This is a genomic window from Pseudomonas sp. G.S.17 (assembly GCF_038096165.1).
Taxonomy (GTDB): Bacteria; Pseudomonadota; Gammaproteobacteria; order Pseudomonadales; family Pseudomonadaceae; genus Aquipseudomonas.
This window is the reverse complement of record NZ_CP151076.1, coordinates 6,080,854-6,093,242: the sequence shown is the minus strand read 5'-3', so window position 1 is coordinate 6,093,242 and position 12,389 is coordinate 6,080,854. Positions and strand designations below refer to the sequence as shown.

12 protein-coding genes are annotated in these 12,389 nt (G+C 58.3%); 5 read left to right on the top strand and 7 right to left on the bottom strand.

Annotation, left to right across the window (positions count from 1 at the left end; all coding sequences use genetic code 11):
• Positions 1–91 precede the first annotated feature (91 nt).
• The 3 genes from AABC73_RS28435 to argE form a co-directional block, all read right to left on the bottom strand.
• Positions 92–919 carry a methyltransferase domain-containing protein gene (locus tag AABC73_RS28435; protein WP_341521840.1) on the bottom strand — a complete coding sequence of 276 codons (828 nt, stop codon included), beginning with the start codon at positions 917–919 and terminating at the stop codon, positions 92–94.
• 300 nt (positions 920–1,219) lie between these two features.
• On the bottom strand, positions 1,220–2,518 hold the full coding sequence (gene argA, locus AABC73_RS28430) for an amino-acid N-acetyltransferase (protein ID WP_341521839.1): 1,299 nt from the start codon (positions 2,516–2,518) through the stop codon (positions 1,220–1,222).
• Between the two features lie 126 nt (positions 2,519–2,644).
• The gene (gene argE / locus AABC73_RS28425; protein WP_341521838.1) at positions 2,645–3,793 is read right to left on the bottom strand and encodes an acetylornithine deacetylase; all 1,149 of its coding nucleotides are present in this window, start codon (positions 3,791–3,793) and stop codon (positions 2,645–2,647) included.
• 231 nt (positions 3,794–4,024) lie between these two features.
• On the opposite strand from argE, the gene AABC73_RS28420 reads away from it, so the two are divergent.
• On the top strand, positions 4,025–4,567 hold the full coding sequence (locus AABC73_RS28420; RefSeq protein ID WP_341524351.1) for a hypothetical protein: 543 nt from the start codon (positions 4,025–4,027) through the stop codon (positions 4,565–4,567).
• 366 nt (positions 4,568–4,933) lie between these two features.
• Positions 4,934–6,301, top strand: coding sequence for a CYTH domain-containing protein (locus AABC73_RS28415; RefSeq protein WP_341521837.1), 1,368 nt, complete (start codon positions 4,934–4,936; stop codon positions 6,299–6,301).
• A gap of 262 nt (positions 6,302–6,563) precedes the next feature.
• Here AABC73_RS28415 and AABC73_RS28410 read toward each other — a convergent pair whose 3' ends face one another.
• Genes AABC73_RS28410 through AABC73_RS28395 form a run of 4 tightly spaced genes read right to left on the bottom strand, consistent with a single transcriptional unit; the run spans position 6,564 to position 9,436 of the window.
• Positions 6,564–7,301 carry an amino acid ABC transporter ATP-binding protein gene (locus AABC73_RS28410; protein WP_020293271.1) on the bottom strand — a complete coding sequence of 246 codons (738 nt, stop codon included), beginning with the start codon at positions 7,299–7,301 and terminating at the stop codon, positions 6,564–6,566.
• Positions 7,288–7,938: an amino acid ABC transporter permease gene (locus AABC73_RS28405; RefSeq protein ID WP_341524350.1), complete on the bottom strand. Its 651-nt coding sequence runs from the start codon at positions 7,936–7,938 to the stop codon at positions 7,288–7,290. Before AABC73_RS28405 ends, AABC73_RS28410 begins: the two co-directional genes overlap by 14 nt.
• Complete coding sequence (locus AABC73_RS28400) at positions 7,935–8,600, bottom strand: amino acid ABC transporter permease (RefSeq protein ID WP_341521836.1); 666 nt, start codon at positions 8,598–8,600, stop codon at positions 7,935–7,937. The genes AABC73_RS28405 and AABC73_RS28400 overlap by 4 nt, the downstream gene beginning before the upstream one ends.
• A 50-nt stretch (positions 8,601–8,650) precedes the next feature.
• Positions 8,651–9,436 (bottom strand): transporter substrate-binding domain-containing protein, encoded by a 786-nt coding sequence (locus AABC73_RS28395; protein WP_341521835.1) that lies wholly within the window; start codon positions 9,434–9,436, stop codon positions 8,651–8,653.
• Between the two features lie 264 nt (positions 9,437–9,700).
• Here AABC73_RS28395 and AABC73_RS28390 point away from each other — a divergent pair, with 264 nt between their 5' ends.
• From AABC73_RS28390 to rho, 3 genes are all read left to right on the top strand, one after another.
• Positions 9,701–10,405, top strand: a complete 705-nt coding sequence (locus AABC73_RS28390; protein ID WP_341521834.1) for a FadR/GntR family transcriptional regulator — start codon at positions 9,701–9,703, stop codon at positions 10,403–10,405.
• A gap of 121 nt (positions 10,406–10,526) precedes the next feature.
• Positions 10,527–10,856, top strand: coding sequence for a thioredoxin TrxA (gene trxA, locus AABC73_RS28385; RefSeq protein WP_020293276.1), 330 nt, complete (start codon positions 10,527–10,529; stop codon positions 10,854–10,856).
• A 227-nt stretch (positions 10,857–11,083) separates the two neighbouring features.
• Positions 11,084–12,343 (top strand): transcription termination factor Rho, encoded by a 1,260-nt coding sequence (gene rho / locus AABC73_RS28380; protein WP_020293277.1) that lies wholly within the window; start codon positions 11,084–11,086, stop codon positions 12,341–12,343.
• Positions 12,344–12,389 lie beyond the last annotated feature (46 nt).

Sequence of the window (12,389 nt, the reverse complement as noted above, 5' to 3'; positions counted from 1 at the left end):
CGACTAAAGTCGCTCCTACGGTCGCTCCTGCGGTTGATTCGCGGGCAAGCCTCGCTCCAACAAGGTGACATTCAGTTCTCACGGCCCACAGTCAGCGCGCTTGCGTCTGCACATGCTTTGCCGCCTCTGCCATCGACAACCAGCTCTGCCTGGCCCGGGCAAAATCCTTGGTGTGCCTCATGCCCACAAAAAACTCGATGGTGTCCTGGGCAGTGTCATGGAAACTGACGCACTCAAGCTCCACAAGTCGATGATCCGTCAATTCGACGAACAATTGCGCCATCGATTGAGGCGTAAAGACCCAGCAATGAACGTCGTGATAGGCATTTGAGCTGAGGATTTGCTGTGCAATGTTTTGCGCATCTCTGAGCGTGTGGTGGCGTTCAAGCTCGCCGGGCTTGATCTGCGAGCGCCACGCCTTGCCTCCGTCCAGCTTGACGACATTCAGCACGTAGTCCATCACGATATGAGCCATGGGAAACCGCGCCTTCACCAGGTCGGCATACAGCACATCGGATAAGCGGGTTGTGGCTCTGAGGTAGTCGAAGGTGAAGCGTTTATCCGGGACTACCAGCCGAATCTCACCGCCTTCATTCAGAATCGAGCACAGCTCATTGAGCCACCCGATCAGATTCGGCACATGCTCGATGACATGCGACGCTACGACATAATCGACCGTTTTCCCGACACTGTGCGCCAGCGAGCCTTCCCCCAGGATTGCCGTCACTCCCACTATTTGGTCAATGTCCACGTCTGGATCAGGACGATACTTTTCCCTGAGCGCCTCGGTGCTGGCGTGATCGGCGTAAATCACATGGTGTTCAGTGTCTTTGATAAATGGACGACACAGCGCCCCTATTTCGAGTCCCAACTTGCCTTCTATCGATAGCCCGGATAGCAGCTTTTCTTTTCGGTCCATGCGCTCTTCCCTGATTGAGAGCCCGACGAAAATCTGCACAACAAAGGATCGCAATGAATCGGGTGGGGTGATTGGGTTACAGCTAGAAACTGTAGACGGGAGATGAAGGGTAACGGCGGGCAAATGATGAGTGGCGGGGTCAACACTCCCCGTTGGCGCGCGGCTTGGTGTAGGACCGGCTTTAGCCGGGAGGGCAATTGGTGCTCGCGCTCTCGCGACTAAAGTCGCTCCTACGGTCGCTCCTACAGTCGCTCCTGCGGTCGATTCGCGGGCAAGCCTCGCTCCAACAGGATCAGCTTCTTACAACGCCTTCTCGAAGATCTTCGAATTGCGCTGATAGTTGTACAGCGACGCCCTGGCCGCAGGCATACGGTCGACGGTGCTTGGCTCAAAGCCGCGTTCGCGGAACCAGTGGGCGGTGCGGGTAGTGAGGACGAACAGGGTTTTCAGGCCCAGTTCGCGGGCGCGGGTTTCGATGCGTTCGAGCAGTTCGTCGCCGCGACCGCCGTGACGGTATTCCGGGTTCACTGCCAGACACGCCAGCTCGCCCGCATCCGAATCGGCAATGCGATACAGCGCCGCACAGGCGATGATCAGCCCTTCGCGCTCGACCACGCTGAATTGCTCGATCTCGCGCTCCAGCACTTCTCGGGAACGACGCACCAGAATGCCTTGCTCTTCCAGCGGCGTGATCAAGTCCATCAGGCCACCAACATCCTCGATGGCCGCTTCGCGTACCCGTTCGAATTGTTCCTGCGCCACCAGCGTACCGCCGCCGTCACGGGTGAACAGCTCGGTGAGCAGCGCACCGTCTTCCACGTAGCTGACGATATGACTGCGCCCAACGCCGCCGCGACAGGCTTCAGCAGCCGCTTCCAACAGCTCGGCTTGATAATTGGTGCCCAGACGCAGCATGTGCGCGGGAACCTGTTGCGGCCGCAGCTCGCGCACCAAGCGCCCTTGTTCATCAAGCAAGCCGGGCTCTTCGCCGAACAGCAGCAGCTTGTCGGCGCCCAGATCGATAGCAGCGCGAGTCGCGACGTCTTCACAGGCGATATTGAAAATCTCGCCGGTTGGCGAATAACCAATCGGCGACAACAGCACGATATGGCGCTCGTCCAGCAGGCGATTGATACCTTTGCGGTCGATTCGACGCACTTCGCCGGTGTGCTGGTAATCCACGCCTTCGAGCACGCCAATTGGCCGCGCCGTAACGAGATTGCCGCTGGTGACCCGCAGCCGCGAGCCCTGCATCGGCGAGGCGGCCATGTCCATGGACAGACGCGCTTCGATGTCCAGGCGCAAATGGCCGACAGCATCGATCACACAATCCAGCGTCTCGGCGTCGGTAATGCGCAGGTTGCGATGAAACTTGGGCGTCAAACCCCGCGCCGCGAGACGGCTTTCGATCTGTGGTCGCGAACCGTGAACCAACACCAGACGCACGCCCAGGCTGTGCAGCAGCACCAGATCGTGGACGATATTGCCGAAATTGGGATGTTCAACGCCATCGCCGGGCAACATCACGACAAAGGTGCGTTCCCGGTGAGCGTTGATATAAGGCGAAGCGTGGCGAAGCCAGTTGACGTACTCGTGCATAACCTTGGGAGCCTGCGAGAAAGATGGACGAAGGACAAAAACACTCACAACCGTGAAATGGTTATCGTCGGAACAGGCCTGGCAACACGCGCACTCTCCTTTTCTGGGTGGTTAACAACGCCCGAGTCATTGCGGGCTCAGGCAATAATGTTCGATCAACTGGCTCAATAGACGCACAGTAGGCTGCAAGCGTGACATTTCAAGGTATTCGCCCGGTTGATGCGCGCAGGCAATGTCGCCAGGGCCCAGCACCAGCGTCTCGCAACCCAAACGCTGAAAATAAGCCGCTTCGGTGCCGAATGCTACCGCTTCGGCGCGATGTCCTGTAAGACGCTCGGCAACCCGCACCAGTTCCGCATCGGCGTCCTGTTCGAACGGCGGCGCTTCCGGAAACAGTGGCGCGTAATCGATCTTCACCTGATGCAGCTCCGCCAGCGGCTCCAGCTTCTGCCGGATCGCCGCGCGCAACACGCTTGGGTCCATGCCCGGCAAAGGCCGCAGATCGAACTCCAGGGAGCATTGGCCACAGATCCGGTTCGGGTTGTCGCCGCCATGGATGCAACCGAAATTCAGGGTCGGCGTCGGCACGCTGAACTGCGGATTGCGGTATTCCAGCTGCCATTGCTGGCGCAGGACTTTCAGCTCGCTGATTGCATCGTGCATGGCTTCCAGCGCGCTATGGCCCAGGCTCGGGTCGGACGAATGACCGCTGCGCCCGAGAATATCGATGCGCTCCATCATCACGCCCTTGTGCAGGCGAATTGGCTTGAGCCCGGTGGGTTCGCCGATCACGGCTGCGCGGCCCAACGGCCGACCGGCTTCAGCCAGCGCCCGAGCGCCGGCCATCGAGCTTTCTTCGTCGCAAGTGGCGAGGATCAGCAGCGGTTGCTTGAACGGCTTGTCCAGCAGCGGCTGCACGGCTTCGATGACCAGCGCGAAAAAGCCTTTCATGTCGCAGCTGCCCAATCCTACCCAGCGGCCGTCAACTTCGGTCAACTTCAGCGGATCGGTCTGCCACAACGCGCCGTCGAACGGCACGGTATCGCTGTGCCCCGCCAACACCAGGCCGCCGGGGCCGCTGCCGAAACTGGCCAGCAGATTGAATTTGCCCGGCGAGACCTGCTGGATATCACAGGCAAAGCCCAGATCCCCCAGCCAGGTCGCCAACAGATCGATGACCGCGCGATTGGACTGGTCCAGAGAAGGCTGCGTGCAGCTCACCGACGGCGTGGCGATCAGGGCGGCAAACTGGTCTTTCATGGACGGCAAGGGCATCGATGATTCCTCAAAGCGGGTCAACACGCGGACCAGCATAGGGCTATTGGGTGTTGGTAATAAACCGCAATGAGCCGACTGAAATGATCCGGGAGGGCATAAGCAAACAGCCGGAGAGAACGGCCTATAGGTAGGCGAGGCGAAATTCCGCATCAGCCTGTCGTGTTTTCACTCAAAGCGCATGCATTCCTTTGAGATAAAATGCCGCTCCCGTGGGCGTGTGCGAGAGTTATGTCATATTTTTCATCGCTGTCGATAGGCGCAGAAACCTACGATTTCTCACACCTTGAACCCTTCACCTTCGTTGTAAAAAGTCAGCTGGCGAGGCGTGATCTGCGTGTCCACGTCACGTTCTCGACTCACTGTTTCAGCAGAGCCTATGACAACGACAGCCACGGCCAAGGCGAGCCCATCATCGATCAAGGGACGCCGCGACCTCGCTCCTTTTGCCAGACTCGGTATCGACTGTCCCACACACTGCCAGTTTTGATTAAAAGCCTTGAACATCCCAAAGCAAAGGTCTGGGAAACGGCAGCCGAACGCAATTGGTGCTATTCGATTACCGTCGATGATCCCGCCGGGCCTTATCATGTGTTTTTTGAAGTCCGCAGGGCTTCCCGAGAAAGACGCCAGTGGCAGGATCTGCACCTGGTGGTCGAGAGTGCTTATCACGAAGACACCGCCAGAACGGGCCCCAGACTCAAGGGTTCAATGGTATTTGTTCTGCTGTGCGGCAAGATCTATCTGAATCAGCCGACGGCGACACGACGTTAGGAAAACGAAAAAAGGCGCCGGTTCAGGGCGCCTTTCTCGTATTCGGTAAAGCAGATCCGGACACCACTTTCGACCCGCCTTGCGCGAGTACGGCTTTCGCCGCTGGGAAGCGCTCAATCTCATCCGGTCAGTCGCTTCGAAGGCCCTACTTTAATCAGATTTGGCCAGCCAGGCAACAGCCTTGGGTCGGGCTTAAGTTCGCTGCGGGTAATCAGTCGTAACGCCATACTCATCGCAGTATTGTTAGCGCCCGACAGTTTCATCCGGCCTGTTACAGGCCATGTCCTGTACACTGCACGACCTCAGCAGCCACGTGACAACAGGCTGCGCCCCCGTTTTTAGTTATCAGCGTCTGGATTCCCGGCCATGCAGAAAGAAACAGAAATCAAACTCCGCGTCAGCCGCGAAACCCTCGCTGCACTGCGCGAACACCCTTTGCTGAAGAAGCGCAACAAAAGTGGCTGGGAGCGTCTTGAGCTGTCCAACCAGTATTTCGACACGCCTGAGCGCGACCTGGCCAACGCCAAGGTTGCCTTGCGCCTGCGTCGTGATGGCGAGCAGATCATCCAGACCCTCAAGACGCGCGGGCAAAGCATTGCCGGCCTGTCGGAGCGCAACGAGTACAACTGGGATCTGCCCAAAGCCAAGCTGGACCTGAAAAAGCTCGATGGCGAATGCTGGCCGGAGCAACTGGCCGAGCTGGACAAAAAAACCATCAAGCCGTTGTTCACTACCGACTTCATCCGCGAGAAGGCAGAAATTGCCTGGGGCCGGGGCAAGGCGAAGGTGGTGATCGAAGCCGCACTGGATCTGGGTCAGGTTGTCGCGGGCAAGCAGAAGGAAGAAATCTGCGAGCTGGAGCTGGAATTGCGCGAAGGCGATCCGGCTGCGCTGCTGGAGCTGGCCGCCGAGCTGGCCCTTACGCTGCCGCTGATGCCGTGCGATATCAGCAAGGCTGAGCGCGGCTATCGCCTGTTCGACGCCAACAGTTATTCCTTGAGCCTGCCGACGCCGCAACTGCACGCCGAAATGCCGCTGGACGACGCGTATTCCGCGCTGGCCTGGCATCTGCTGGGCAGCAGTCAGCGTCTGGCCGAGCAATATCGCTTCAATGGCCACTGGCGGTTGTTGCAGGACTGGGTCGCGTTGCTGGTTGAATTGCGTTCGCTGACCGGCAGCCTCGGTCAGGCCGCGCCGCGCTCTTCCTCGGCTGAACTGCGTACATCACTGGATGCGTTGCTGGAAGACTGGCGCCCGCTGGTGCAGGCCGGTCAGGAAGATGGCGACGTGCGTAACGCTGCTCACGAACAGTTCCTGGAAGAAATGCAGGACACCCGCTGGGGTTTGTTCTCGCTGAACACGTCGCGCTGGTTGCTGACCCGCAGCTGGACCGTTGAACGCAACAACCGTGGCAATCGCCAGGGCGCTGCGCAATTGGCCAGCTGGTTGCCGCGTTTGCTGGCTGACGAAGCGACTGCCTTGCAGTTGGGGCGTTATCAGCAGCAGCCGGAAGACCTTGCCGAGCAGTTGCCACGTATCGAGCGCATCCAGGCCTGGCTGCATCACGCCCGTGGCGCGCTGGATCTGCCGGAGCTGGATCGTCTGTACGGCGAGCTGAACAAGCTGGTGCAAGTGGCCGAACTGCCGATCAGCGACGAAGTGCTGGACGCTCGTGTGCAACAGACCATCGTCGTGTTCCAGAGCCGCGCCTGGAAAACCTTGTTGCGGTTGTAAGCAAAGCAAGGACCCGTAGGACCGGCTTTAGCCGGGAGCAGCATATCCACCATTGGGGATGCAGCGCTCCCGGATAAATCCGGTCCTACACAGACTGTGTGAAAACTACTGCGCTCGGCAATACTGCGTTAAAAACAGGCGGAAAATGCTCATTTAGAACACCTAGACTCCGCTTTTCCGCCTGTTTTTGCCTTGTCTTGCCTTCGCTCGTGACGTTTTCACACAGTCTGTACAGGATTTACGTTCCCATTCAGAACGGGCGTTAAGCCCCCTGCTCCACCGACCCGATAAAGTTCGCCAGCTCTGGCGTGCGCGGGTTGGCGAAGAGAATCTTCGGGTCGCCCACTTCGTGCACTTTCCCTTGATGCATGAACACCAGCTTGTCGCCGACTTCACGGGCGAAGCGCATTTCGTGGGTGACCATGATCAGGGTCATGCCATCGGCCGCCAGTTGCCGCACCACGCCCAGCACTTCGTTGACCAGCTCCGGGTCCAGCGCGGAGGTGATTTCGTCGCACAGTAGCACTTTGGGTGACATTGCCAGCGCACGTGCAATCGCCACGCGCTGCTGCTGACCGCCGGACAGTCGATCCGGGAATGCATCGAATTTCTCGCTCAACCCGACCCGCTCCAGCATGCGTTTGGCCAGCTTGCGGGCTTCGTCTCGCGACACCTTTTGTACGACTTGTGGCGCGAGCATCACGTTTTCGCCGACGCTCAGGTGCGGAAACAGGTTGAACTGCTGAAAGACCATGCCGACTTTCTGCCGCAGCGTGCGCAGGTCAGCGCGAGCCGCGTCCAGGTATTCGCCATCGACTTCGATAACGCCGTCATTGATTGACTCCAGACCGTTCAAGGTGCGCAACAGGGTGCTCTTGCCCGAACCGCTGCGACCGATGATCGCCACGACCTGGCCTTCCTCTACAGAAAGATCGATGCCCTTGAGGACGTGATGGTCGCCGTAATATTTATGCAGCGCGGAAATTCTAAGCAGAGGCATGCAGTCTCCTTTCCAGATAGCGGGCACTGAGCGACAAGGGGTAACAGAGCATGAAATAACCCAACGCGACGAAGCCGTAGACCAGAAATGGCTGGAACGTTGCGTTGGCGAGCATGCCGCCGGTTTTAGTGAGTTCGGTAAAGCCGATGATCGAAGTAACGGCCGTGCCTTTCACGACCTGCACCGAGAAGCCCACCGTCGGCGCGACCGCAATGCGCAGCGCCTGCGGCAGGATCACGTAACGCAGTTGTTCCAGCGGTGACAGCGCCAGGCTTGCCGAAGCTTCCCACTGGCCATTGGCAATCGACTCGACGCAGCCGCGCCAGATTTCGGCCAGATACGCGCTGGTAAACAAGGTCAACGCCAGCGCGGCGGCGGCCCAGGGCGAAATATCGAAACCCAGCAGCGCCACGCCGAAAAACACCAGGAACAGCTGCATCAACAACGGCGTGCCCTGAAACAACTCGATGTAGATCTTGGCCAGAACTCGCGGCGCATTGAGCTTCGAAATACGCATCCACATGACCAGCAAGCCAATCACGCCGCCGCCGATGAACGCCACCAAAGACAGCGCCAGCGTCCATTGCAGGCCAGTGAGCAGATTGCGCACAACATCCCAAAGGGTGAAATCCATCAGCCTTTCCTCGATATATAGCGACGTCCGATCCATGCCAGCAGTTGGCGAATCAGCAGCGCCATGCACAGGTAGATCACCGTGGTGATGATGTACGTCTCGAAGGAGCGGAAATTGCGCGACTGAATAAAGTTGGCAAAGAAGCTCAGTTCTTCAGTGGCGATCTGCGAACAGACCGCCGAACCGAGCATCACGATGATGATCTGGCTGCTCAATGCTGGCCAGACCTTGCCCAGCGCTGGAATCAGCACCACGCAACGAAAGGCCTCAAAGCGAGTCATCGCCAGCGCCGCTGCGGCTTCCAGCTGACCCCGAGGAATCGCCTGAATGCCGGCGCGGATGATTTCCGTCGAATACGCGCCGAGGTTGATCACCATCGCCAGGATCGCCGCCTGCCATTCCGAGATCTGAATGCCCAGCGACGGCAGGCCGAAGAAGATGAAAAACAGCTGCACCAGGAACGGCGTGTTGCGGATCAGCTCGACGTACACCCCGAAAATCGTCGAAAACGGCTGGATCTTCCAGGCCCGCACGATAGCGCCAATGATGCCCAGACCCACCCCGAGCACTGTGCCGATGGCCGTCAATTCCAGAGTAAACAACGCGCCTTTCAGCAGCAGATCAGCGTTTTGCAAAACCGGTACAAAGTCGAAGTGATACGCCATTGGCTGATCCCTGTGGCTTTAATGAACAGAAGCAGAAGCAGAAGCAGCGATCAGAGGTCGGTTGGCAAAGGTTGCTTGAGCCAGGTTTGCGAATTCTTTTCCAGCGCGCCGTCTGCCTTGGCGGCATTGAGGATCTCGTTGACCTTGCCCAGCAGCTCCGGCTGCTCCTTGTTCACGCCGACGTAAACCGGGGAATCCTTGAGCTTCACTTTCAGCTCGGGGATGCGCTTGGGGTTCTTCTCGCTGATGGCAACCATCACCACGTTGCCGCTGGCGATCAGGTCAGTCTGGCCCGCGAGATAAGCCGCGATGGTGGAGTTGTTGTCTTCGAAGCGCTTGATGGTGGCTTCTTTAGGCGCAACAGCACTCAGCTCGATATCTTCGATGGCGCCCCGCGTAACGCTGATGGTTTTGCCTTTCAGATCGTCGATGGTCTTGATCGACGCTTCAGGTGGGCCGAATACCGCCAGATAGAACGGCGCGTAGGCGCGGGAGAAGTCGATGACTTTTTCGCGATCCGGGTTCTTGCCCAGGCTGGAAATCACCAGATCAACCTTGCCGGTGGTCAGGAACGGAATGCGGTTGGTGCTGTTGACCGGGGTCAGTTCCAGTTTCACTTTCAACTGGTCTGCCAGCAGCTTGGCAGTATCGATATCCAGGCCGCGCGGCTTCATGTCGGTACCCACCGAACCGAACGGCGGGAAGTCCTGGGGAACGGCAACTTTCAACGTGCCACGGGAAATCACGTCGTCCAGACCATTGGCATGAGCGGGAGCCTGGCTGAGTACGAGGCTGGCAAACAGGGCAGTGAGCAGGGCGCTGTAACGCTTGGTCATGGGATAACTCCGAGTCGGACGAGAGATTGTTCGGCAATGCTGAATGCTGATAGCGATTGCACAGGCCATGCCATCCTGTGAAACGCGACCCAAACCTGCGGGTTGTAGCGTGATTTTGGTCTTACTGGTCTGAACAGTTGCAGGGTTGCTCGCACTGCTTTAGCGCGCCTCGAAGCCCCGCCGCCCCAGGCCTGGGCGTCGCTTGCCTGATGGCGAAGATGGCTATAAAAGGAGGTTCTACTGGACTGACTGGCCTGAACAGTGATGCCACATAGCCCAATCGCCGTACCCGAATCCGCGTTGCGGGCCATTCGCAAATTGATTGCCGAGCAAGGCTATGCGCCGGGCGACAGCCTGCCCTCGCAGCGCGATCTTGCCGTGCTGCTCGGCGTCAGTCGCGCTTCGTTGCGTGAGGCTTTGTCTTCACTCAGCGCGTTGGGCGTGGTCAGCGTGCAGCCTGGCAAAGGCGTCTTCGTGCAGAAAATTTCTGAACCAGAACAGCGCACGAGCGGATTTTCCTGGCCTTTCGATGCACAAATATCACCTGCCGATACCTTTCAGCTGCGTTATGCCCTGGAAGGCTTCGCCGCCGGACTGGCCGCCGTGACCCTGACCGCCGACGAGCGTGACGTGCTGGAAGATAACGTCGAGGCGATGCGCCTGGAGCTGCGCGCCGGCGATTTCGAAGCCGCGTCACGCCTGGATTTCGAATTTCACCGGCATATTCTCGTCGCCAGCGGCAATCAGGCCATGCTCGGTATCGTGACCGCAGGCGCGGATATTTTTCTGGAAAGCCAGAAGATGCCGTTCATCCGCGCTTCAAGGGCCATGGAAACCTGGCAGGAACACCGCAAGATCCTCCGCGCCCTGGCCCGCCACGCCTCAGGCCCGGCGCAGAAAGCCATGCACGAACACATTCGTGGCGCGGCGCTGAGGACCGGGATCGTGTTTGTCTCGCCTTCAAACTGAACAGCGCTATAACCAGACTGATGGACAGCTATAGCCACACTCAATGACGTCTGGCTTCCTGAACGGGGCAAGGCCCGCTATGATGGGCCACGTTTTTTAGCCTACTAACTCGGAGAACTCCATGAGTAGCGACCTTATCAAGCACGTCAGCGACGCCAGCTTCGAAGCTGACGTCCTCAAGGCTGAAGGTGCTGTACTAGTTGATTACTGGGCTGAGTGGTGTGGCCCATGCAAGATGATTGCCCCGGTTCTGGATGAGATCGCCGAGACCTACAAAGGCAAACTGACCATCGCCAAGCTGAACATCGATGAAAATCAGGAAACGCCAGCCAAGCATGGCGTGCGTGGTATCCCGACATTGATGCTGTTCAAGAACGGCAACGTCGAAGCCACCAAGGTTGGTGCGCTGTCGAAGTCTCAGCTGCAAGCGTTCCTTGACGCTAATATCTGATGATCAAAGCCCCGCAAATTGCGGGGTTTTTTTCGGGCGGTGTACTAGACGCCTCGAAAATCAAGTGGTACATTCGGCCCCGCAACGGCTTCTCCGTTGCCCCCTGCTAGCCGTCGCCGACGCTCTCCTTTCGAATTAGTACGCGATCCTGTCGCCTTCTCTGCGGCGCGGCCTCATTAAGCCAAAAGCTTAATTTCCCCCTCCATACATGATTACGTCATTCCTATATGAACCTGACTGAACTCAAGCAAAAGCCGATTACCGATCTGCTCGAAATGGCCGAACAGATGGGCATAGAAAATATGGCCCGTTCGCGCAAGCAGGATGTCATTTTCTCCCTGCTGAAAAAGCACGCCAAGAGTGGCGAGGAAATTTCCGGTGATGGCGTGCTGGAGATCCTCCAGGACGGCTTCGGTTTCCTGCGCTCTGCAGACGCTTCCTATCTCGCCGGCCCGGACGATATCTACGTCTCGCCCAGCCAGATCCGCCGCTTCAATCTGCGTACTGGCGACACCATTGTCGGCAAGATCCGTCCACCTAAGGAAGGCGAGCGTTATTTCGCTCTGCTCAAGGTCGACACGATCAACTACGACCGTCCGGAAAACGCGAAGAACAAGATTCTTTTCGAAAACCTGACGCCGTTGTTCCCGACCATCCGCATGAAGATGGAAGCCGGTAACGGTTCCACCGAAGATTTGACCGGCCGTGTGATCGACTTGTGCGCACCGATCGGCAAAGGCCAGCGCGGCCTGATCGTTGCACCGCCCAAAGCGGGCAAGACGATCATGTTGCAGAACATCGCGGCCAACATCACGCGTAACAATCCGGAAGTGCATCTGATCGTTCTGCTGATCGATGAGCGCCCGGAAGAAGTAACCGAAATGCAGCGCACCGTGCGCGGCGAAGTGGTTGCCTCGACGTTCGACGAACCGCCAACCCGTCACGTACAGGTTGCCGAAATGGTGATCGAGAAGGCCAAGCGCCTGGTCGAGCACAAGAAGGACGTCGTTATCCTGCTCGACTCCATTACCCGTCTGGCTCGCGCCTACAACACCGTCATTCCTAGCTCCGGCAAGGTCCTGACCGGTGGTGTCGATGCCCACGCCCTGGAGAAACCGAAACGTTTCTTCGGCGCCGCGCGGAACATCGAAGAAGGCGGCTCGCTGACCATCATCGCTACCGCGCTGGTTGAAACCGGCTCGAAGATGGATGAAGTGATCTACGAAGAGTTCAAGGGTACGGGCAACATGGAGCTGCCTCTGGATCGCAAGATCGCAGAGAAGCGCGTGTTCCCGGCGATCAACATCAACCGCTCCGGTACCCGCCGCGAAGAGTTGCTGACCGCCGACGACGAACTGCAACGTATGTGGATCCTGCGCAAACTGCTGCACCCGATGGACGAAGTCGCGGCTATCGAGTTCCTGATCGACAAGCTGAAGCAGACCAAGACCAACGATGAGTTCTTCCTGTCGATGAAGCGCAAATAACAGGCTGAACGGCTTCAAATGAATGGTGTCCTTATGGACACCATTT